The sequence below is a fragment of the Serratia sarumanii genome (assembly GCF_029962605.1).
GTDB classification, from domain to species: Bacteria; Pseudomonadota; Gammaproteobacteria; order Enterobacterales; family Enterobacteriaceae; genus Serratia; species Serratia sarumanii.
In genome coordinates this window covers 1,516,724-1,537,757 of record NZ_CP124750.1, presented here as the reverse complement: position 1 = coordinate 1,537,757, position 21,034 = coordinate 1,516,724, and the positions used below count along the sequence as shown (strand labels likewise).

At 58.6% G+C, this 21,034-nt stretch carries 18 protein-coding genes; 9 read left to right on the top strand and 9 right to left on the bottom strand.

The window, feature by feature from the left end; all coding sequences use genetic code 11:
• Window positions 1-146 precede the first annotated feature (146 nt).
• Window positions 147-1,043 (bottom strand): LysR family transcriptional regulator, encoded by an 897-nt coding sequence (locus tag SSARUM_RS07345; RefSeq protein ID WP_033646815.1) that lies wholly within the window; start codon window positions 1,041-1,043, stop codon window positions 147-149.
• Window positions 1,044-1,175: 132 nt separating this feature from the next.
• Between SSARUM_RS07345 and SSARUM_RS07340 the strand changes: the two genes are divergently transcribed.
• Complete coding sequence (locus SSARUM_RS07340) at window positions 1,176-1,907, top strand: isochorismatase family protein (protein WP_033646817.1); 732 nt, start codon at window positions 1,176-1,178, stop codon at window positions 1,905-1,907.
• Window positions 1,908-1,938: 31 nt separating this feature from the next.
• On the opposite strand, the gene SSARUM_RS07335 is transcribed toward SSARUM_RS07340, so the two are convergent.
• Window positions 1,939-2,286, bottom strand: a complete 348-nt coding sequence (locus tag SSARUM_RS07335; RefSeq protein WP_033646818.1) for an antibiotic biosynthesis monooxygenase family protein — start codon at window positions 2,284-2,286, stop codon at window positions 1,939-1,941.
• A 175-nt stretch (window positions 2,287-2,461) separates the two neighbouring features.
• Between SSARUM_RS07335 and SSARUM_RS07330 the strand changes: the two genes are divergently transcribed.
• The 5 genes from SSARUM_RS07330 to SSARUM_RS07310 all read left to right on the top strand — a co-directional run bounded on the left by SSARUM_RS07330 (window position 2,462) and on the right by SSARUM_RS07310 (window position 8,191).
• Window positions 2,462-3,145 carry an ArsR/SmtB family transcription factor gene (locus tag SSARUM_RS07330; protein ID WP_033646820.1) on the top strand — a complete coding sequence of 228 codons (684 nt, stop codon included), beginning with the start codon at window positions 2,462-2,464 and terminating at the stop codon, window positions 3,143-3,145.
• 74 nt (window positions 3,146-3,219) lie between these two features.
• Window positions 3,220-3,927 (top strand): glutathione S-transferase N-terminal domain-containing protein, encoded by a 708-nt coding sequence (locus SSARUM_RS07325; RefSeq protein WP_060429778.1) that lies wholly within the window; start codon window positions 3,220-3,222, stop codon window positions 3,925-3,927.
• A 130-nt stretch (window positions 3,928-4,057) separates the two neighbouring features.
• The gene (phoA, locus tag SSARUM_RS07320) at window positions 4,058-5,485 is read left to right on the top strand and encodes an alkaline phosphatase (protein ID WP_060429775.1); all 1,428 of its coding nucleotides are present in this window, start codon (window positions 4,058-4,060) and stop codon (window positions 5,483-5,485) included.
• Window positions 5,486-5,946: 461 nt separating this feature from the next.
• A complete protein-coding gene (locus tag SSARUM_RS07315; protein WP_033637693.1) occupies window positions 5,947-7,527 on the top strand; it encodes a malate:quinone oxidoreductase in 1,581 nt (526 codons plus the stop codon).
• Window positions 7,528-7,732: 205 nt separating this feature from the next.
• Entirely contained in the window at window positions 7,733-8,191 is a 459-nt protein-coding gene (locus SSARUM_RS07310; protein WP_033646824.1) for a helix-turn-helix domain-containing protein, read from the top strand.
• A 73-nt stretch (window positions 8,192-8,264) separates the two neighbouring features.
• Here SSARUM_RS07310 and SSARUM_RS07305 read toward each other — a convergent pair whose 3' ends face one another.
• From SSARUM_RS07305 to SSARUM_RS07290, 4 genes are read right to left on the bottom strand one after another with little or no spacing between them, the layout of a single operon-like run.
• On the bottom strand, window positions 8,265-9,332 hold the full coding sequence (locus SSARUM_RS07305) for a fimbrial protein (RefSeq protein WP_033647471.1): 1,068 nt from the start codon (window positions 9,330-9,332) through the stop codon (window positions 8,265-8,267).
• Window positions 9,333-9,346: 14 nt separating this feature from the next.
• On the bottom strand, window positions 9,347-11,941 hold the full coding sequence (locus SSARUM_RS07300) for a fimbria/pilus outer membrane usher protein (protein ID WP_033646825.1): 2,595 nt from the start codon (window positions 11,939-11,941) through the stop codon (window positions 9,347-9,349).
• 12 nt (window positions 11,942-11,953) lie between these two features.
• On the bottom strand, window positions 11,954-12,640 hold the full coding sequence (locus SSARUM_RS07295; protein ID WP_033646826.1) for a fimbrial biogenesis chaperone: 687 nt from the start codon (window positions 12,638-12,640) through the stop codon (window positions 11,954-11,956).
• 48 nt (window positions 12,641-12,688) lie between these two features.
• A complete protein-coding gene (locus SSARUM_RS07290) occupies window positions 12,689-13,231 on the bottom strand; it encodes a fimbrial protein (RefSeq protein ID WP_033647475.1) in 543 nt (180 codons plus the stop codon).
• Between the two features lie 512 nt (window positions 13,232-13,743).
• On the opposite strand from SSARUM_RS07290, the gene SSARUM_RS07285 reads away from it, so the two are divergent.
• From SSARUM_RS07285 to SSARUM_RS07275, 3 genes are all read left to right on the top strand, one after another.
• The gene (locus SSARUM_RS07285) at window positions 13,744-14,460 is read left to right on the top strand and encodes an EAL domain-containing protein (protein WP_033637688.1); all 717 of its coding nucleotides are present in this window, start codon (window positions 13,744-13,746) and stop codon (window positions 14,458-14,460) included.
• A gap of 21 nt (window positions 14,461-14,481) precedes the next feature.
• Window positions 14,482-15,072: a LuxR family transcriptional regulator gene (locus SSARUM_RS07280; protein WP_004939094.1), complete on the top strand. Its 591-nt coding sequence runs from the start codon at window positions 14,482-14,484 to the stop codon at window positions 15,070-15,072.
• A 186-nt stretch (window positions 15,073-15,258) separates the two neighbouring features.
• A complete protein-coding gene (locus SSARUM_RS07275) occupies window positions 15,259-16,884 on the top strand; it encodes an FMN-binding glutamate synthase family protein (protein ID WP_060425563.1) in 1,626 nt (541 codons plus the stop codon).
• 109 nt (window positions 16,885-16,993) lie between these two features.
• Here SSARUM_RS07275 and betA read toward each other — a convergent pair whose 3' ends face one another.
• The 3 genes from betA to betI form a co-directional block, all read right to left on the bottom strand.
• Complete coding sequence (betA, locus tag SSARUM_RS07270) at window positions 16,994-18,661, bottom strand: choline dehydrogenase (protein ID WP_033646828.1); 1,668 nt, start codon at window positions 18,659-18,661, stop codon at window positions 16,994-16,996.
• Window positions 18,662-18,798: 137 nt separating this feature from the next.
• A complete protein-coding gene (gene betB, locus SSARUM_RS07265; protein WP_033653381.1) occupies window positions 18,799-20,271 on the bottom strand; it encodes a betaine-aldehyde dehydrogenase in 1,473 nt (490 codons plus the stop codon).
• 14 nt (window positions 20,272-20,285) lie between these two features.
• Window positions 20,286-20,888, bottom strand: a complete 603-nt coding sequence (betI, locus tag SSARUM_RS07260; RefSeq protein ID WP_004939107.1) for a transcriptional regulator BetI — start codon at window positions 20,886-20,888, stop codon at window positions 20,286-20,288.
• Between the last annotated feature and the right edge of the window lie 146 nt (window positions 20,889-21,034).

Here is a 21,034-nt window from a genome sequence, read left to right as displayed (position 1 = left end):
AAGGGGATAAAAAAACCCGCCTGCCGGCGGGTTTTTATTGGCGACACACGCGCTATCCCACCCTTTGGAGAAGGGTGATAATAATTTGCGCGAATGGGCGGTAGGATTTTTTCATAGCTAAGGAATATGACAATCGTGCACCGTTGTCAATTCGCCGTCATCAATCCCTGTTCTCGCACAAATTCGGTGAATAAACTCACTTTCTGCTGCACATGCCGGCGCGTCGGGTAAACCGCGAAAACCTGATGCACGTCGGCAATCTGTTCAGGGAACAGCCGCACCAGCCTGCCGGCGGCGATCTCGGGGTCCGCCACGAACGACGGCAGCGAACCGATACCCAGTCCCGCCACCAGCATATCCCGCAGCATCAGGCTGTTGTTGGCGATCAACCTGGGAGTGAACGTCACGCTCAGGCTCTCCTCACCGGCGGTGAACTGCCACTGCCCCGGCCTTTCCGCCAGGGAATAGGCCAGACAGCTGTGTCGCTGCAATTCATTCGGCGTTTGCGGCACGCCGTGCTGCGCCAAATAGCCGGGCGCGGCGCAAATTCGCTGGTGCACTTCACCCAGCGCCCGGGCGCTGAGGGAAGAATCCGGCAGCCGTCGGCGAATGCGCAAGGAAATATCGAAACCGGCCGCCACCACGTCCAATACTCTGTCGTCCAACGTCAGCTCCATCTGCAGCTGCGGGTAACGTTGCATAAACGGCGGCAGCAGTGGCGACAACACCGTCAGGCCGAACGAAAGCGGCGCATTGACCCGCAGCGTGCCGGAGACCTGCTGCGCGCTGGCGGCAACCGTCTGCTCCAGCGCGTCGAACTCGCCGAGCAACCGACAGGCTTCCTGGTAATAGAGCTGCCCGGCTTCGGTCAGGCTCATGCTGCGGGTAGTGCGCACCAGCAACAGCGTCCCCAACCGGTTTTCCAACTGCTTAATCTGCTTGCTCAATGCCGCCGGCGTGATCGCCAGATCCTCCGCCGCCTTATAAAAACTGTTGCGCTCAACCACGCGACGAAAGGCGCGCATCGTCAGTAGCACGTCCATATTATGTCCTTATGGTTAATTATAAATTCAATAAAACACAGATTATTAACTTCAACAACCTCAGTAGACTTTATTCAACCGCCTCCCTGAGTGAGAGGTGAATTTAATCTACTGATAATCATGGAGTTAATAATGAAAAAGACCCTGTTCGCCCTGATGCTCGGCCTGAGCGCCGCCGCCGCCCCCGTCGCCGCGCTGGCGCAATCCCCCGCCGCCGACAGCAGCCAGGCGGGTTATGTGCAACCGCTGACCGCCGAGAACAGCCTGTTGCTGTTGGTCGATCTGCAGGACATGTTCGGCATGACCATTTCCTCTATCGATCAAACCAACCTGGTCAATAACGCCGCCGGCATCGCCAAGGCCGCCAAGGTGTTCAACGTGCCGACCATTCTGGCCTCGGCCAACGCCAAAAGCTTCGCCGGGCCGGTATTCCAGCAGGTGACGCAGGCACGCCCGGACCTGCAGGTGTACGATCGCACCGCCATCAACGTCTGGCAGGATCGGCGCGTGGTGGATCTGATCAAACAATCCGGCCGCAAGAAAATCATCATCGGCGGGCTGTGGACCGCCAGCTGCGTGATGCTGCCGGCGCTGTCCGCCCTGGGCGAGGGTTATGAGGTTTATATCCTGTCGGACGTCACCGGCGACATTACGCCAGACAGCCAAAACAACGCCATGCAGCGTCTGGTACAGGCGGGCGCCACGCCCATCAACTGGGTGGCGTTGATGCTGGAATGGCAGCAGGACTGGAGCCGCAAAGCCACGGCGGGAGGCGTATTGCAGATCGCCCGCGACCACGGCGCCGCCTGGGGGATGGGCGCCAGCTACGCCGGGGCAATGAAGGTGGGCAGCGAAGCGAAATAACGGACGAAAGCCCGCCGGCGGCGGGCTTTCTTCAGGTGCGGTGATAACAACGGCTATCTTGCGGCGCCTGTTCGCGTCTCTCCAGCCCGTAGTCCCGCACCACCTCCGCCACCCGCAGCCGATACTGCGCCAGCACCTCGCCACGTCCGCGCGCCTGCGCCGCCCGGTGCTGCTCGAGATTGCGCCACTGCTGCACCGCCGCCTCGTCGCGCCAGAAGGAGAGCGACAGCAGGCGCGCAGGATCGGCCAGGCTTTGAAAGCGCTCGATGGAGATGAATCCGTCGATCTGCGCCAGCAGCGGCTTCAGCTCCGCCGCCAGCGCCAGATAGGTATCGCGCTGCCCGTCGGCGGCCTGCAGTTCAAAAATCACGGCGATCATTATCGTCTCCTCTCAACGGTAAAACTCAGGTACGCGCGCATTGTAGGAATGGCGCCACCGCACCGATTCCAACGCCCGCTCATCAATATCCAGCGAACACAGACGCACAACACCAGAATGCGACAGCCACAGGTTAACAATGGACGCGCAGTCATACTTCGTCTAACCTCGAAGTATGCATAACATCGACCTAGAAGATCGTTTGGCGGCGCTGAGCGCCGCCATCGCCGACCGCACCCGGGCGCGCATGCTGTGCCTGTTGATGGATGGGCGCGCCTACACCGCCACCGAGCTCAGCGCGGCGGTCGAGGTCGCCCCGTCCACCGCCAGCACACATCTGGCGAAACTGCTGGAGCAGCGGCTGATCGCCTGCGTCAAACAGGGGCGCTACCGCTATTTTCGGCTGGCCGGTCAGCCGGTGGCCGAGGCGCTGGAAGGCCTGATGGCGCTGGCGGGCGTGCCGCGCACGTCGGTGAAAAGCAGCACGCCCACCACGCTGCAATATGCCCGCACCTGCTACGACCATATGGCGGGCGAGGTGGCGGTGAAACTGCACGATCGGCTGCATGCGCTGAACTGGCTGAGCGGTGAGGAAGACTACCGCTTAAGCGACGCCGGTCAGGCCGCGCTGGCGCGGCTGGGCGTCGATTGCTCCCCCGCCCCCACCCGCCGCCGCTTCGCCTGCGGCTGCCTGGACTGGAGCGAACGCCGCTCTCACCTCGGTGGCGCACTGGGCGCCGCGCTGTTGGCCGCCTTTATCCACCGCGGCTGGATCGTCCGCCGACTCGACAGCCGCGAGTTGCAGCTGACCCCTGCCGGTAAAAAAGCGCTGGCAGCACATTTTGAACTCACGGTGTAACCCGGCGGCGGGGTAGTTTTACTGCAATACTCACGGGGTACGCTTAAGCCACCCCGCCAACCCGAGGAGTTTCCATGCTCGATTCCACCCAATTCCCGATCGTCAAACGCTGGCCGGCTCAGCATCCTGAAAGGCTGCAGCTCTATTCCCTGCCGACGCCGAACGGCGTCAAAGTGTCCATCATGCTGGAAGAGATCGGCCTGCCCTATGAAGCGCACCTGATCGAAATCGGCAACAACGAAACCTGGACGCCGGAATTCCTGGCGCTGAACCCGAACGGCAAGATCCCGTCGATCATCGATCCCGACGGCCCCGGCGGCCGGCCGCTGCCGCTGTTCGAATCCGGCGCCATTCTGCTCTACCTGGCGGAAAAGAGCGGCCGTTTCCTGCCGCAGGATCCGGCGCAGCGTTACGAAACCATTCAGTGGGTGTTCTTCCAGATGGCCGCCGTCGGCCCGATGTTCGGCCAGCTCGGTTTCTTCCACAAATTCGCCGGGCGCGAGTATGAAGACAAGCGGCCGCTGGAGCGCTACAAAAACGAATCGAAACGCCTGCTCGGCGTGCTGGAAACGCGCCTGGAAGGCCGCGACTGGATCATGGGCGCGGACTACACCATCGCCGATATCTCGCTGCTGGGCTGGGTGCGTAACCTGATCGGCTTTTATGAGGCCCGCGAGCTGGTGGAGTTCGACAGTTTCCCCCGCGTCGCGCAGTGGCTGGAGCGCGGTCTGGCGCGGCCGGCGGTGCAGCGTGGGCTGGCTATCCCGGCGCGCGCGGCCTGACGCCAAACGGGGTGGCCGCCGGGCCATCCCGTCTTTCGCTGTCATAAAATTGTCATCCCTCTGCTCTACTCTCCTTACGTAACAATTTGATGTTATTTACATTGTTGTATTACGACAAGGAGCTTACCCCATGCAACCTGCTGTATCCCTGATCGCCGGCGCCGTGCTGTCCGCCCTGCTCTGTTCCTCCGCCATCGCGGCGGAAACCTCGGCCAATGTCGATGGCCTGACCGAGCGCGCCGCGCGCGGCACCCTCACCGAACCGGGCGGCGCCCGTCGTCTGGCCGGCGATCAGACCGCCGCGCTGAAGGCGTCGCTGTCGGACAAAACGGTGAAAAACGTGATCCTGCTGATTGGCGACGGCATGGGGGATTCCGAGATCACCGCCGCGCGTAACTACGCCGAAGGCGCAGGCGGTTACTTCAAGGGCATCGACGCCCTGCCGCTGACCGGGCAATACACCCACTACTCGCTGGACAAGAAAACCCACAAACCGGATTACGTGACCGACTCCGCCGCCTCCGCCACCGCCTGGGCCACCGGGGTGAAAACCTATAACGGCGCGCTCGGCGTGGACGTGAACGGCAAAGACCAGCCGACGCTGCTGGAGATCGCCAAGGCGGCCGGCAAGGCCACCGGCAACGTCTCCACCGCCGAACTGCAGGACGCCACACCGGCGGCGCTGGTGTCGCACGTTACCTCGCGCAAATGCTACGGCCCGGAGGAAACCAGCGAGAAATGTGCCGCTAACGCGCTGGAAAACGGCGGCCGCGGTTCCATCACCGAGCAGTTGCTGAAAACCCGTGCCGACGTCACGCTGGGCGGCGGCGCGAAATCCTTCAACCAACTGGCGAAAAGCGGCGAATGGCAAGGAAAATCGCTGAAAGATCAAGCGGCGGCGCAAGGTTATCAGTGGGTGAGCAACGCGGATGAACTGCAGGCCGTTACCCTGGCCAATCAGCAAAAACCGCTGCTGGGCCTGTTCGCCGACGGCAACATGCCGGTGCGCTGGCTGGGGCCGAAAGCCAGCTATCACGGCAACCTCGACAAACCGGCGGTGACCTGCGAAAACAACCCGGCTCGCACCGCGGCCACGCCAACGCTGGCGGCGATGACCGAAAAAGCGATCGCGCTGCTGAAAGACAACCCGAACGGCTTCTTCCTGCAGGTAGAGGGCGCGTCGATCGATAAGCAGGATCACGCCGCCAACCCGTGCGGGCAGATTGGTGAGACCGTCGATCTGGACGAGGCGGTGCAAAAAGCGCTGGCCTTCGCCCGCGCCGACGGCAACACGCTGGTGATCGTCACCGCCGACCACGCGCACTCCAGCCAGATCGTCGCCGCCGACGCCAAAGCGCCGGGCCTGACCCAGACACTGACCACCAAAGACGGCGCGCCGATGACCCTCAGCTACGGCAACTCGGAAGAGGAATCGCAGGGGCACACCGGCACCCAGCTGCGCGTCGCGGCCTACGGCCCGCACGCCGCCAACGTGGTGGGGTTGACCGATCAGACCGATCTGTTCTTCACCATGCGCGATGCGATGGGCATCAAGTAACCGCCTTGTGAATCCTGGCCGCCCGCAACGGCGGCCGTTTATTATTGGTTACCGATGCGTATTTGCAATTTAACCGCAATTATTGTGTGATAACGAAATAACGTTTAATTGCGCGACAATTAACCCCTTGAAATAACGCGGTTATATGGCCTTACTCCCCTCTCTGTTTATTCCTGCGACAGCAACCGGCCTATTTTTGCTTATATTCATTTTTTTTAGTTACAAAAGTAGTTTTTAACATTCTCGCAAACAATAATACCCCGCCAGTAACGTGAACCGATCAATTTGCATCCGGACGGCCTGCAATAGTTCACTTTTCGTTAAAAACCCTATTAACAAAAAGGCATTATCGCTGCCTATCGGCTCACGCCGGGCGGTCGGCTTCACTATTTTCCAGGGTAACTCCCGCTAAATTCTTTCACCTGCAATGAGTAGAATTTACACACAAGAGATTTAATTCAATGAGAAAATTACTCGTCCTGATTTTCAGTCTCAGCCTGTTTAGCGTTACGCAGCAGGCGGCGGCTGAAGAGAAGAATAAAACCGTCGACGTGGTGTTGATCGGCGGCGGCATCATGAGCGCCACCTTGGGCACCTATCTGCATGAGCTGGAGCCGACCTGGACCATCGACATGTACGAGCGCATGAACGGCGTGGCGGAAGAGAGCTCCAACGGCTGGAACAACGCCGGCACCGGCCACTCCGCCTTCAGCGAAATGAACTACACGCCGGAAAAAGCCGATGGCACCATCGACATCAGCAAGGCGGTGAAGGTCAACGAGTCTTTCGAAATCTCTCGCCAGTTCTGGTCTTATCAGGTGAAAAACAATGTCCTGAAAGATCCGAAATCCTTCATTAACAGCGTGCCGCACATGAGCTTCGTGTGGGGCGACGACAACGTCAACTTCCTGCGTAAACGCTACGCGGCGCTGCAGCACAGCACCCTGTTCCGCGGCATGGAATACTCCGAAGATCCTGCGCAAATCAAACAGTGGGCGCCGCTGGTGATGAACGGCCGCGATCCGGCGCAGAAAATCGCCGCGACCCGTATGCCGCTGGGTACCGACGTCAACTTCGGCGTGATCACCCATCAGCTGGTTGACGCGCTGAGCACCAGCGACAAGTTCAAGCTGAACCTGAGCCACGAAGTGCGCGACATCAAGCGCAACGCCGATCAGACCTGGAGCGTGACCGTTGCCGATCTGAACCGCGACGGTAAAGAAACCACCGTTAACGCCAAGTTCGTGTTCATCGGCGCAGGCGGCGCCTCCCTGACCCTGCTGCAGAAATCCGGCATCCCTGAAGCCGACGGCTACGGCGGCTTCCCGGTCGGCGGCCAGTTCCTGGTCACCACCAACCCGGCGATCGCCAACCAGCACCTGGCCAAAGTGTATGGCCTGGCCAGCGTAGGTTCGCCGCCGATGTCCGTGCCGCACCTGGATACCCGCATGCTGGACGGCAAGCGCGTGCTGCTGTTCGGGCCATTCGCCACCTTCTCCAGCAAGTTCCTGAAGAACGGTTCGCTGTTCGATCTGCTGCACTCGCTGAGCACCTCGAACCTGATGCCGATGACCCACGTCGGTCTGGATAACTTCGATCTGGTGAAATACCTGGTCGGCCAGCTGATGATGAACGACGACGATCGCTTCGCCGCGCTGAAAGAGTACTTCCCGGACGCCAAGCAGGAAGACTGGAAGCTGTGGACCGCAGGCCAGCGCGTGCAGATCATCAAGAAAGACGCGGATAAAGGCGGAGTGCTGCAGTTCGGCACCGAAGTCGTCAGCTCTGAAGACGGCAGCATCGCCGCTCTGCTGGGCGCGTCACCGGGCGCTTCCACCGCTGCGCCGATCATGCTGCACCTGATGGAAACCGTGTTCAAAGACAAAGTGGCGACGCCGGAATGGCAGAGCAAACTGAAAGAGATCATCCCGTCCTACGGCCACAAGCTGAACGGCGATATCGAGATGACCAACAAGATCCGCGGCTACACCAGCAGCGTGCTGGGTCTGAACTACATTGAAGTGAAACCGGAAACCAACTGATTTTCCACTCGTTTCCTGCTGGAAAGGCCGCTTTATGCGGCCTTTCTTTTATCCCCCTGCGATTCAAAGAGCATTTTTGGTCACCTTTTTCCCCCGGTTTACCCTTGCGTAACGGCGCACTCGCGCCTATTATCAAAGTATATTCTTGGATAATTAAGCTAAGTCACTGTGACCTGAATGTCGTTTTTGCGGGAGAACTAAAACCATGGATCGCGTCAATATCATTCACGATTTACTAGACTGGATTGAAACTCATCTGGACCAGCCGCTGCTGCTGGATAACGTCGCCGCCAAGTCGGGCTACTCCAAATGGCACCTGCAGCGCATGTTCCGCAGCACCACCGGCCACGCGCTCGGCAGCTATATCCGCGAGCGGCGCCTGTCGCAGGCGGCGCAGGCGCTGCGCTCCACCCCGCGCCCGATCCTGGATATCGCCCTGCAATACCATTTCGATTCTCAGCCTTCGTTCTCACGCGCCTTCAAGAAACAGTTCGGCAAAACCCCGGCGGTGTATCGCCGCACCACCCGCTGGGACGTGGCGGAATGGCCGGCGCAGCCGGTGGAAGTGGAGGCCGAGCCACGCCACGATGCCCCTACGCTGCCCCGCTGGTACGCTGGCAAACCGCCGGAAGGCGTTTGCACCACCTGGATGGGGCTGCGCTGATAAACGCGGCATAACACGTAAAAAGGGTTCAGTTCTCGCGAACTGAACCCTTTTTAATTGAAGCGACACCGGATTATTTGAAGGTGACGTCAACGTTGGCGGTGGCGTTGAACACCCCGGTCTTCGGCGTATTGGTCAACCACTTCAGGTTCGCGATAAAGGTCTCTTTCACTTCGTTCTGCTTATCCTGCAGCACGCCGCCGAAATCCACGTTGGTTTGCAGTGGGATCGGCGTTTTGTTGGTGTCGCGTTGCTGAGTCAGGAAGATCGCCACGCCCGGTTTGGTGGTCGGCAGGATCTGCGTGTTATCTGACGGATCGGCGTTGGTGCTGCTGAAACTGGCCTGCAGAGACTGGCCGGCACACTCGCCGCCGCTCAAGGTCGCCTTGATATCGAACGGCACCTGCTTGGCGATAGTGCCGGTTTTGGCGCTGGACGTCGTCAACACACCGAAATCGACGCTGGCGCCGTTGTTGGCCAACACGGTGATCTGCGGATTGCACTGGATCACGCGGATCTTGTCCAACCCTTTAATATAGGCGTTAAAGTTGCTGTCTTTGGTGGCGTTCAGGCCCAACTCACCATCGATCTGGAACAGCGAAGCGCGCGCCAGCGGCGGGAAGTTACCCGCCGGCGGTTTCACCCCGGTGGCTTTGATATACACCGAATAAGTGGCGGTCACCGCCTGAGGATCGGCTTTCCTTCTATTACTGCCCGGTTTGGTACCCGGCCCCAAATCAGGGCCCGTCGGCCGGTTGGAACTTTGCTTCAGGTTGATCGCATCATAATCACGCCCGTTGATCGACACCCCAATCTCCAACGACTTATCCAGTGCGCCGAACGAGTTCTGCGGGTTCCAATAGATGTAAGCGTTCTCTCCACGCGGGTAGTTGTCGGTATCCCAGCAGGTAAAGGTGGAGGTAAAGTTCTGAGAACGCCAAATCAGGTTACCTTTAACAAAGTCGCTGGCAGCCAACACGATCGGGCGGCCGACGTCGATATCCTGCGTCACGCTGCCGGTTGGCCTGCTACTGCCGGTCGAGTTGCCGAAACGGCACTGCATCGCCGCCGCCTGTTGCGCCATCGCCAACCCCGCCAGCCCCACCACTGACAGAAGTGTGTTACGTGCTAATTTGCTCAAGTTCATGGTGTACCTTACAGTTTTTGGCATTGCAGGGTCAGTTCCTGATATCCCATGGCCGCTTGTTTGTCGCCCACGTCCGCCGGGATCGGCAGTACGCATTGCTGGTCGGCTTTCGGACCCCATTTGATCGTCAGTTTCTCACCCGCTTTCACGCCGGAAACATAGGTTGCGCCTTCCAGGCCCACGGTGCCGCTGTTGCGACCGGACTCGTTGAACACGCCGGCGCCGATGGCCGGATAACCGTTGTCACCCAGACGAGCGTGAATCAGCAGGCTGACGCCCTTGAAGGTATCGAAACTCACCTTCACCACCGATTTCTCGGTCGGCACCACTTGCTTACTGGCCACAGGCACATCCAGGCCCGGGCCGAAATCTTCGGTGCGCAGCGCCACATAGTTGTAGCGGTACGGGTTGGCCGACGGCACAACCGCATAACCGAAGCGATCGATGGTCACGCCCGGCTGGTTTTCCAGACGCACGCCTTTGGCGTCTTTCGCTTCCACCAGCAAGATAGTGTTCTGCAACGGCTGCGTCAGCGTCGCGCCGCCGGAGTGCACCAGCAGGCCGCCGGAGAGGCCCACCCCTTCCTGACGGTATTTCGAGCTGTAGGCATAGCTACCGTCGATGTTACCGATGCTGCTGCTGTAGCCCAGGTTCAGGTTGCTGCTCTGACCGGAGGACTGCGTATGCCCGGTGGAAACCGAATAGTTCATGCGACGATCGTCCAGCATGGTGCCGCTGATGCCGGTCGAGTAGCTGTCGCCGCTCTGTTTGCTGTGCGCCGCGCTGAAGTTGGCAGTGGTCGAGTTGTTGCTCTGGCCCCAATCCAACGGGATCGACATCGTGAAGTTCACGCTGCGATCGGAATAACCGTACTGGCCGCGCGTATCCTGTAGATAAACGCCGTAGGAAATGCGCTTGAAGCCGTCGTTGTAACCCAGCTGAATCGTACGATCGTTACCGGATACGCCCCAGTAGTTCTGATGGCTCACGTTGGCGTACAGGCTGGCCCCCGCCCACAGCTGCTGGCTGAGCGATAGCTCGACGCGTTCACGCTTGTTGCCGTAACGCGCGGTGTATCGGGTGCGTTTCTGATTGTTGCTCCAGGAAGGCTGGCCCGGCTGCAGATCGTTCGGATCCCAGTAATCATTGGCATAAATGCCGTTGCGCCAGCTGTTACGCTCCTGGACCGCATCGCTGAGATCATAGTAACCGGAAGTCGCATAGCGATAGCCCGCCAACTGGAAGTTGGTGCCCATCTGGTTGAGCGATTTGGAGTACAGGAAACGGAAGCTCTGCCCCTGCTTGCGATCGCCGTTCGCCAGCTCGGTATCGGAGATCGAACCGTCCACGGAGATGGCACCCCACGATCCCAGGCTCTTACCGATACCCACGGCAGCGGAACGGTAGTGCTCGGCAATGATGGCGCCGCCGAACGGCGTCAGGCCATAGTTCATGCCGTATGCCGCAGTACCCTGAATCAGCTTCGGCTGATAGCCACCGTTACCGTTATGGTATTTACCGGCGGTCAGTTGGAAGTTCCAAATGCCTTCGCGCAGCATGTTGGCCACGGAAGAGTAGGCGACGCTGAACGTTTTGTGCGAACCGTCGGCCTCGTTGACGGTCACCTGCAGGTCACCGTTGTTGGTATGCGGATAGACGTCATGGATCTCGAAAGGACCCGGCGCAACGTTGGTGCTGTAAATGACGTAACCGTTCTGGCGAATCTCGACGCGGGCGTTGGTCGCCGCCACGCCGCGCACCACCGGCGCATAACCGCGCAGGCTGTCCGGCAGCATGTCGTCAACGCTGGAGAGTTGCACCCCGCGGAACTGGAAGCTGTTGAACACGCTGTTGTTGGTGCTCGCCTGCCCCATCACCAAACGGCTGCGCCATGGCACGATGTCGGTCTCGGCCCAGGAAGAGACGTTGGTCCAGTTGCTGCTGCTGCCACTCTGTTTGTCCCAGGTGGAGTTGTTGCGCAGGCGCCATCTGCCCAGGTTAAGGCCGCTGTTCAACGCGAGGAACATGTACTCGCTGTCGTCAGCGTCATCTTTGCGATAGCTGTTCTTGTTGTAGTTGAAGTTATAGTTGGCGAACAGCGCGTTGATGCCTTCATCGTACATGCTTGGCGGGATCGCGCCGATAGCGCTCAGATCCATCATGGTCTGAGGCACGGAAATGTTGATCTGCTGCACCGCCGCGTCATAGCTGACGGTGGCGTCTTTAACCAACGCAGGCAGATCAACGCAGCTGCCGGCCTGCAGCGTTTCCGGCAGTTTGATGCCGTAGTTGCGCAGGTCTTCAACTTTCAGGCAGGGTTGAGACGCGGTCTGGCCTTTAACCTGACGAAAAGTAACATCCTTATGATCGACCTGAGTCAGGTTGACGTAGATGTCGAATGGGTAAACGCCCGGTTGCAAAGCATCGCCCTGAGCGACCGCTTCCGCATTGCTCAGGTTTTCATCGCCGTGAATAAACGACATGTTAAACTCTGCCAGCGCCGCTTCACTCCAGAACATCGGCGCACTGGCGGCAATGATTGCAATTCGGATCAGCTGTGTCAGCCGCGTCGTTCCGCCTGCTACTTTTCGTTGATTTGCCATTCCCTGTCTCTCTTATTGTACTGGAACGTCCTTGACTTCCGTTCTACCGCCAAAATCGTTGATATAACTGAAAGCAATCTTGTTGCCGACGCTGACGCCCGCCGGGATGCTGATCGATAAGCGATCTTTCGGGCTCACCATGTTGGCGTCCACATCCACGGTCTTGCCCGCGCTGTTTTTCAAATGCAGCGCCCCAAAGGTAATATGCAGCGGGCCATCGTTAATCACTTGCAGACGTGAACCTTCACGCTGCCAACGCAAGTTTTGTACTTGCTCGTCCAGCGTCGTTTTCAACGCCACCGGCCGGTAAAAAAGTTTGATTCGAGTACGCACCGCAACCTGCAGCACGTTTTCTTGCTTCGGCGCCGGCGGAATTTCCTGCACGTTAATCCACAGCAGGGTTTCTTTATCCTGAGGTAAGCCATTACCGGAATAGATAAAGCGCAGAACTGCAGTTTTGGCAGCGTCCAATTTCAGAATCGGTGGAACGACAACGACAGGCAGATTTTTCGGCACTTGGTTTCTGTCACCGGTGTCCAGCCAGGTCTGCACCATATAAGCTTCTGAAGCATCGTTATGAATCGGCAGAGAGGCGGATTTGTCGTCGCCTTTATAGATCACGCGAGTGGCATCTACCTGGATACCGGCGTAGCTGTTAAAGGTGCCCAGCATCAGCAGAGCAGCAAAGAACTTTTTCATCGGTTTCCTCTACGGGCCATCCTTGGCCGTGTGTGTCCTGAAAGACGATTATTTGTATTCGATAGTGAACGGGCTGGTGGCGTTAGCCAGACCTGCAGTTACGTTGCTGTCGAATGAACGGTAACGAGCCTGCAGGTTGAAGGTCGCTTTACCGTCAGCAGCGATGGTGACTTTCGCTACGTCGTCGTTGATGTTGGAACCGTCGCCGATAGCGAATGGCTTGCCGTTGTTATCGGTGATTTCGATACCCACGCCGGTAGCTGCAGCGCCAGTGCCGCCAACGTTGCTTACGGACAGCAGGTCTGGGTTGCCGGCAACGGTGTTACCGTCGAAACGCAGGCTGTAATCACCGGCATCACATTTTTCCAGAGAGATCTGGAAAGCTTTAGAAGCGGATTTAGAACCCACGGTTGGGAAAGCAGAAGTTGGGTAAGTACCCAGGTAAACTTCTTTATTCTGAGTATCGCTAGTTACCTGGCAGGTAGACTGTTTGATTTCACCGGTGAATTTAACAGTGCCGTTTGCTGCCATTGCGTTGGAAGCAGTTGCAGACAATACCAGGGCAGCCAAAGGCAATAATACTTTTTTCATTTCCAGCTCCATAGAACAATAAAATAATCGATTCAGTGGCGGGCTTATATATATTGCCGCCACTGAGCATACACTCAGCGATAGCACTCCCTTGCTGAAAAGGAGCGTTGCCTCGATGAACTCATTGCCGGACGAAATATAGACTAAGCATATTCTTAATGTTAAATCGTTTAAAACATTCATAAGGCTCCTCTTGATAGGAATAAACTATCGGCGAATACCTATCGATCGATGTTGACGATTCATATGAATAGGAATAATCTGTGTTTGGGAAAGCTGCAGAGTTCAAGATTTTGCATTAAGGCCTGAAAATCAGCATATTATCCCAAATATTTACATTTAGTAACAGATTGCGACATTTGGACTTTGGCACGAATTACGCGTTAAATGGTCTGTCGACACGCTTCGGCCATTCTGGCGCTTTAAATAAGAAATTTACCAATAAACCTGGAGTAACTTTCTTTTTAATCATTTAAAATCAACAAGTTAAATATCAATCCAAGGATTGGGAAATGAGCGGTTCTTTCAGAGAGAAAAATAACGGCATTAATTATGTTTTTCAGCCAATGTTCGCGAAATCGGGACAATTGCTGGCCGTCGAATGTCTGTCTCGCTTTACGTTTAATAGCGAATACGCTCATTTTTCTCCTGAACAGTTCTTTCGCCACGCCGATAGCGCCACCCGGATTGAGATTTTGATGGATCAGATCAATCTGATCGATAAATACAAACACTGGTTTCATGAAAACCAAGTGATAGCCACTTTGAATGTTGACGATTATTCTCTGCAATCGCTGGCGAATACTCACTTTGCCGAAAGAATTAATGCCATGCGCTGTATTCATTTCGAGATCAGCGAGAATTCAACCCGGCTGGTGAAAGATCGCGTGCACGGCGATCCGTCATTGAATAGTTATTCATTTTGGCTCGATGATTTTGGTTCTGGCTATGCGGGTTTTTCCGCGTTGTACAACAGCCAGTTCCGCTTCGTTAAGCTCGACCGTTTTCTGCTCTGGGACTTCATGAAAAAGTCCGGCGGCGAGGGCTTGATGCGCGCATTACTGCGCTTCTTTTACCTTAATCATTACAAGGTAATTATCGAAGGAGTTGAAACTCCCGAACACAAGAAATGGCTGGATGAAATGCCATATTACGCACTGCAGGGAAAGCTGTGGAAGGAATCCAGCATCAAGGATTTGAACTCGCTTCTTACAGCTGAATACTTTTAACTCGGTATTGGTGTTTGCCCTATGTCTAAAAACAACGTTCTTGTGATTAGTGAGTGTAAGTACAGCTATGTTGGCCTGTCGGTGCTGCTGAAGAAACACTACGGCGCGTACGATATCCGCCTGTTTTCCGATTTCATGCACGGCGGCGCCAAAGCAGAGAAGATCACCAAGCACGATATCGCGCTGATTTTCACCTCGCAAAACCTGGAGCAGAGCGTTAACGTGATCGAAAGCCTGGTGTCCCTGCACCAGCAGTACAACAGCAAAACGCGCCTGTTGGTGTTCTACGACGACGAGCGCGTGGTGAAACTGCTGTCGATCCTGGGGATTTCCGTTGAGTTGGTCTCCACCCGCATTCCGCTTTATTCGCTGCAGGAAAAAATCCAGCGGCTGCTGGAAAGCAAGGAGCCGGGCGGCATCAGAGTGCAGAAAACCCGCGAGCTCAGCCCGGCGGAAAGCGACGTGATCTTCAATCTGCTGCGCGGCGACAGCCTGCTGCACATTGCGGAAAAGCGCGGCACGCACCCAAAAACCATCTTTTCGCAGAAATACAGCGCGATGAAAAAGCTGCGGCTGCGCAGCATGAGCACCATCTTCGTCGCCGGCAAATAAACATCCTGGCTTGTTGCGCGGTACGCCGCGCGGCAACCCGTCTCCCCTGCCGCTGCGTTAAATTAATGTAACAACCGGCGACAAAGCAGCAACAGACACACAACATCTCCTCCTGTTGGCTACGATTCGCACACGGATTATCCGTGAGTCATGTCGTGTGGATTAAAATAAACATCAGGAGATGTTATGAAGTCGTCCTTATTCAGCCGCTATACCTGCTTTGTACTGAGCATCTTGCTCACCCTGGCTTTCTTGATCATGATGCACAACTATCCGTGGTTCTGGCTGCCGGCCCTGGCCTGCGGTTGCCTGATGGTGTTGGGTATCTACGATCTCACCCAGCAGCGCCACGCCATCTGCCGCAACTACCCGATCATCGGCCGCATGCGCTTCTTCTTCGAGTTCATCCGCCCGGAACTGCGCCAGTATTTCCTCGAGCAGGATAATGAAGAGATCCCGTTTTCGCGCACCCAGCGCACGCTGGTGTATCGCCGGGCGAAAAACGAGATGGGCGACAAACCGTTCGGCACCCTGCTGGACGTCTACCAAACCGGCTATGAGTGCATCGGCCACTCCATGCGGCCGGTGGAAGCCGCCGACCCGACCAGTTTCCGCATCACCATCGGCGGCGCCGACTGCCGCCAGCCCTACTCCGCGTCGATCTTCAACATTTCTGCCATGAGCTTCGGCGCGCTCTCCGCCAACGCCATTCGCGCGCTCAACCTCGGCGCGGCCAAGGGCAATTTCTACCACGACACCGGCGAGGGCAGCATCAGCCGCTATCACCGCGAAAACAACGGCGATCTGGTGTGGGAGCTGGGCAGCGGCTATTTCGGTTGCCGCACCGCCGACGGCCATTTCGATCCGCGGCGCTTTGCCGAACAGGCGCAAAGCCCGCAGGTGAAAATGATTGAAATCAAGCTCAGCCAGGGCGCCAAACCCGGCCACGGCGGCATTCTGCCGGCGAAGAAGGTGGATGCGGAAATCGCCGCCACCCGCGGCGTGCCGGAAGGCGTCGATTGCATCTCGCCGGCCTCGCACAGCGCCTTCACCACTCCGCTGGAAATGATGCATTTCATACAACAGCTGCGCGAGCTGTCAGGCGGCAAACCGGTCGGTTTCAAGCTGTGCATCGGCCACCCGTGGGAGTTCGTCGCCATCGTCAAGGCGATGCTGCACACCCGCATCCTGCCGGATTTCATCGTGGTGGACGGCAAGGAAGGCGGCACCGGCGCCGCGCCGCTTGAGCTTTCCAACTATATGGGCATGCCGCTGCGCGAAGGGCTGCTGTTCGTGCATAACACGCTGGTAGGCTGCGGCCTGCGCGACCAGATCAAGATAGGCGCCAGCGGCAAGATCATCAGCGCGTTCGACATCGCCAGCGTGCTGGTGCTCGGCGCCGATTGGGTGAACTCGGCGCGCGGCTTTATGTTCGCCGTCGGCTGCATCCAGTCGCAGAGCTGCCACACCAACCACTGCCCGACCGGCGTAGCGACGCAAGATCCGCTGCGGCAAAAGGCGCTGGTGGTGCCGAACAAGGCGGAACGCGTCTACCACTTCCATCAAAATACGATGAAAGCGCTGGCGGACATGTTGGCGGCGGCCGGCGTCAGCCGCCCGGAGCAGCTGACCTCGCACCATATGCTGCGCCGCATCACGCCGACCGAGATCAAGGTATACGCCGATATCTATTACTACCTGGAGCCGGGCGCGCTGCTGCAGCCGGAGATCAAAAGCGAGTTCTACGCCCGCATGTGGCGCATGGCGACGCCCACCAGTTTCGATCAGGCGATCTCGCTGCCGGCGGCATGATGGGATAAGGAATAAAAAGAGAGTTGCCCCCTCGCCTTGGGGAAGAGCATATGGAGAGGGGTTGCTTGCTACGGCGGCCCTCCCCCTCAACGGCGAGAGGGCGTGTCGGTTACTGTTTGCGCACCGGCGCATCGCCGGCGACGTAATAGTCGGCGGTGCTGCGCGGCAGCGGCGCGCGCTGGCGAATGCGATCGGCTAACTTCTCGGCGATCATGATGGTGGTGGCGTTCAGGTTGCCGGTGATGATCAGCGGCATGATTGACGCATCCACCACCCGCAATCCTTCCATGCCATGCACCCGGCCCTGCCCATCGACCACCGCCATCTCATCCTCGCCCATCTTGCACGAGCAGGACGGGTGGAAGGCGGTTTCGGCGTGCTCGCGCACGAAGGCGTCCAGCTGCTCGTCGGTCTGCACCTCCGGCCCCGGGCTTATCTCGCGGCCGCGGTATTCGTCCAAAGCCGGCTGCGCCATGATCTCGCGCGTGATGCGAATAGCGTCGCGGAACTCCTGCCAATCCTGTTCGGTCGACATGTAGTTGAACAGAATGCTCGGGTGCTGGCGCGGATCTTTCGACTTCACCTGCACCCGGCCGCGGCTCGGCGAACGCATCGAGCCGACGTGCGCCTGGAAGCCGTGCTCTTTTACCGCGTTGCTGCCGTTGTAGTTAATCGCCACCGGCAGGAAGTGATACTGAATGTTCGGCCAGGCGAATTCTGCGCGGCTGCGGATGAAGCCGCCGGCCTCGAACTGGTTGCTGGCGCCAACGCCGGTACCGTTGAACAGCCATTCCGCGCCGATCTTCGGCTGGTTGAACCATTGCAGCGCCGGGTACAGTGACACCGGTTTCTTACAGGCGTACTGCAGGTACATCTCCAGGTGATCCTGCAGGTTTTCCCCGACGCCCGGCAGATCGTGCACCACCTTGATATCCAGGCTGTTCAGCAGCGCCGCCGGGCCGACGCCCGAACGCTGCAGGATCTGCGGCGAGGCGATGGCGCCGGCGCACAGCAGCACTTCGCGCCGCGCTTTGGCGTGGGTCAGTTGATTGCTGTCGCCCTGCAAATAGTTGACGCCCACCGCACGCTTGCCGTCGAACACAATGTGGTCGGTCAGCGCATGGGTGACGATCTTCAGGTTCGGCCGCGAACGCGCCTGATCCAGATAGCCGCGGGCGGTGCTGGCGCGGCGCCCTTTCGGCGTCACGGTGCGATCCATCGGGCCGAAGCCTTCTTGTTGGTAACCGTTCAGATCGTCGGTGCGCGGGTAACCCGCCTGCACGCCGGCTTCCACCATGGCGTGGAACAGTTCGTTGTTACCGGCTTTCGGCGTGGTGACGCTCACCGGACCCTCGCCGCCGTGATAGTCGTTCGGGCCGATATCGCGGGTTTCCGCCTTGCGGAAATACGGCAGGCAGTCCAGATAGGTCCAGTCTTCCAGACCCGGCGCTTTGGCCCAGTTATCGAAGTCCATCGCGTTGCCGCGAATGTAACACATGCCGTTGATCAGGGACGAACCGCCCAGCCCTTTGCCGCGGCCGCATTCCATCCGGCGATTGTTCATGTGCGGCTCAGGATCGGTCTCATACGCCCAGTTATAGCGGCGGCCCTGCAGCGGAAACGCCAGCGCGGCCGGCATCTGGGTACGGAAATCCATCCGGTAATCCGGGCCGCCGGCTTCCAGCAGCAGGACGCTGACGTCGGCGTCCTCGGTCAATCGGGTGGCTAACACGTTGCCGGCGGAACCGGCACCGATAATGATGTAGTCAAATTCCATTCATTATCTCCTTACTTTATAGAGGCCTGGTCAGGCAAAGACGCGAAGCGCGACTCGGCAACAGGCTGTGTATTTTGGCTCTCTAGAGATTGTCGGCCGCAGCCAACGCGGCTGCGGCTCGAAAGACGGCGGGAAGATCAGAATACCGAGGCGTATTCGCCCAGCTCAACCTGCACCGATTTGATCTGGGTGTAGTGTTCCAGCGTAGTCAGGCCGTTCTCACGGCCAACGCCGGACTGCTTGTAGCCGCCGACCGGCATTTCCGCCGCCGACTCGCCCCAGGTGTTGATCCAGCAAATGCCGGCTTCCAGTTGGTGGATCACGCGGTGCGCGCGCGCCAGATCGTTGGTCACCACGCCCGCGGCCAGGCCGAAGGTGGTATCGTTGGCGCGGCGCACCACTTCCTCTTCGCTCTGGTAGCTGAGAATGCTCATCACCGGCCCGAAGATCTCCTCGCGCACGATTTCCATGTCGTCGCGGCAGTCGCTGAATACCGTCGGCGCCACGTAAGCGCCCTTGCCGAATTCGCCGTGGGTGACGCGTTCGCCGCCGCACAGCAGGCGCGCGCCGCTGTTCTTGCCGCTTTCGATAAAGCGCAGCACCGATTCCATGTGCGCGAAGCTGACCAGCGGCCCGAAGTTGGTCTGCGGATCGGTCGGATCGCCGAGGCGAATGCGCTTCACGCGCTCGAGGATTTTCGCCTCAAACTGCGCCTGCAGCGCCGCCGGCACGAAGACGCGGGTGCCGTTGGTGCACACCTGGCCGGAGCTGTAGAAGTTGGCCATCATGGCGATATCGGCGGCGCGATCCAGATCGGCGTCGTCGAAGATAATCAGCGGCGACTTGCCGCCCAGCTCCATGGTGACTTCTTTCAGCGTCGACCCCGACGCGTTGGCCATCACCTTCTTGCCGGTTTTCACCCCGCCGGTGAAAGAGACTTTGGCGATGCCCGGATGGTCAGTCAGGTACTGCCCAACTTCCGCGCCGCTGCCGGTCACCACGTTGAAGACGCCGTCCGGCAGGCCGGCTTCGGTGTAAATTTCCGCCAGCTTCAACGCCGTCAACGAGGTGACTTCGCTCGGCTTGAAGATCATCGCATTGCCCGCCGCCAGCGCCGGCGCGGACTTCCACAGCGCGATTTGAATCGGGTAGTTCCAGGCGCCGATGCCGGCCACCACGCCCAGCGGTTCGCGGCGGGTGTAGACGAATGAGGTTTCGCGCAGCGGGATCTGTTCGCCTTCAATGGCCGGGATCAGGCCGGCGTAATACTCCAGCACGTCGGCGCCGGTGACGATGTCCACCGCGGTGGTTTCCGACATCGCTTTGCCGGTATCCAGCGTTTCCAGCGCCGCCAGCTCATCGTTGCGCTCGCGCAGAATATCCACCGCGCGGCGCAGGATGCGCGAACGCGCCATCGCCGTCATCGCCGCCCACACCTTCTGCCCGCTGGCCGCGCTGGCCACCGCACGATCGACGTCTTCAGCGCCGGCGGCCTGGACTTCCGCCAGAACTTCGCCGTTCGCCGGGTTGATGGCGTTGAAGGTTTTTCCAGCGGTGCTGTCTACATAGGCGCCATGAATATAGAGCTTCTGCAAGCCAAAACGGGACATAGGATCTCCTTGAGTTATCCTCCGGGCGGCGTCTGCCCCCGGAGTTGGAACGTGATGTATTCGGTCGTGAGCGCCAGCGCCTGCGCCTGATTGAACGCCGAGCCGCGCAGCGCGCTGCGCAGCCACAGTCCGTCGATCAGCGCCGCCAGCCCCTTGGCCGCCAACCGCGCCTGCGGCTGCGGCATGACGCGGCGAAACTCGGCGCACAGGTTGGAATAGAGCCGGCGGCCGTTCACCTGCTGCAGCCGGTTGAGCTGCGGTTGGTGCAGACTGCTGGCCCAAAAGGCCAGCCAGGTCTTCATCGCCGCGCTATTGATCTGGCTGTCGTCGAAGTTGCCGGCGACGATCGCCTGCAGCCGCGCCGCCGGGCTGTTATCGGTCAGCGCCTGCAAACGCAGCTTCACCGCCTCGCCCAGATGGCTGATCAGATAGCGCATCGTGGCTTCCAGCAGGCCGTTCTTGTCCTTGAAATAATGGCTGATGATGCCGTTGGAAACGCCGGCCCGCCGCGCGATCTGCGCGATGGTGGCGTCATGCATTCCCACTTCGTTTACCGCGGCGAGCGTGGCATCAATCAACTGCTGCCTTCTGATTGGCTGCATTCCTACCTTTGGCATATTTCGACTCTCACAAAACCGACTTCGGCCTTATCTCAGCGGGCAAATTTCACTGCCGTTTCGCCCGTGATTCAGGTCATCATGGGGACTATTAAACTTTTTTTTGATTGAACGTTCAATAAAAATTGCATATATTTTATTGCCGC

Bases quoted from the DNA above. Each gene is read 5' to 3' on its own strand.
- SSARUM_RS07330 (WP_033646820.1), top strand. From the start codon at position 2,462: ATGCATAACATCGACCTAGAAGATCGTTTGGCGGCGCTGAGCGCCGCC.
- SSARUM_RS07310 (WP_033646824.1), top strand. From the start codon at position 7,733: ATGGATCGCGTCAATATCATTCACGATTTACTAGACTGGATTGAAACT.
- SSARUM_RS07295 (WP_033646826.1), bottom strand. From the start codon at position 12,640: ATGAAAAAGTTCTTTGCTGCTCTGCTGATGCTGGGCACCTTTAACAGC.
- SSARUM_RS07325 (WP_060429778.1), top strand. From the start codon at position 3,220: ATGCTCGATTCCACCCAATTCCCGATCGTCAAACGCTGGCCGGCTCAG.
- SSARUM_RS07300 (WP_033646825.1), bottom strand. From the start codon at position 11,941: ATGGCAAATCAACGAAAAGTAGCAGGCGGAACGACGCGGCTGACACAG.
- betA (WP_033646828.1), bottom strand. From the start codon at position 18,661: ATGGAATTTGACTACATCATTATCGGTGCCGGTTCCGCCGGCAACGTG.
- betI (WP_004939107.1), bottom strand. From the start codon at position 20,888: ATGCCAAAGGTAGGAATGCAGCCAATCAGAAGGCAGCAGTTGATTGAT.
- SSARUM_RS07290 (WP_033647475.1), bottom strand. From the start codon at position 13,231: ATGAAAAAAGTATTATTGCCTTTGGCTGCCCTGGTATTGTCTGCAACT.
- SSARUM_RS07280 (WP_004939094.1), top strand. From the start codon at position 14,482: ATGTCTAAAAACAACGTTCTTGTGATTAGTGAGTGTAAGTACAGCTAT.
- SSARUM_RS07340 (WP_033646817.1), top strand. From the start codon at position 1,176: ATGAAAAAGACCCTGTTCGCCCTGATGCTCGGCCTGAGCGCCGCCGCC.
- SSARUM_RS07275 (WP_060425563.1), top strand. From the start codon at position 15,259: ATGAAGTCGTCCTTATTCAGCCGCTATACCTGCTTTGTACTGAGCATC.
- SSARUM_RS07345 (WP_033646815.1), bottom strand. From the start codon at position 1,043: ATGGACGTGCTACTGACGATGCGCGCCTTTCGTCGCGTGGTTGAGCGC.
- betB (WP_033653381.1), bottom strand. From the start codon at position 20,271: ATGTCCCGTTTTGGCTTGCAGAAGCTCTATATTCATGGCGCCTATGTA.
- SSARUM_RS07315 (WP_033637693.1), top strand. From the start codon at position 5,947: ATGAGAAAATTACTCGTCCTGATTTTCAGTCTCAGCCTGTTTAGCGTT.
- SSARUM_RS07285 (WP_033637688.1), top strand. From the start codon at position 13,744: ATGAGCGGTTCTTTCAGAGAGAAAAATAACGGCATTAATTATGTTTTT.
- phoA (WP_060429775.1), top strand. From the start codon at position 4,058: ATGCAACCTGCTGTATCCCTGATCGCCGGCGCCGTGCTGTCCGCCCTG.
- SSARUM_RS07335 (WP_033646818.1), bottom strand. From the start codon at position 2,286: ATGATCGCCGTGATTTTTGAACTGCAGGCCGCCGACGGGCAGCGCGAT.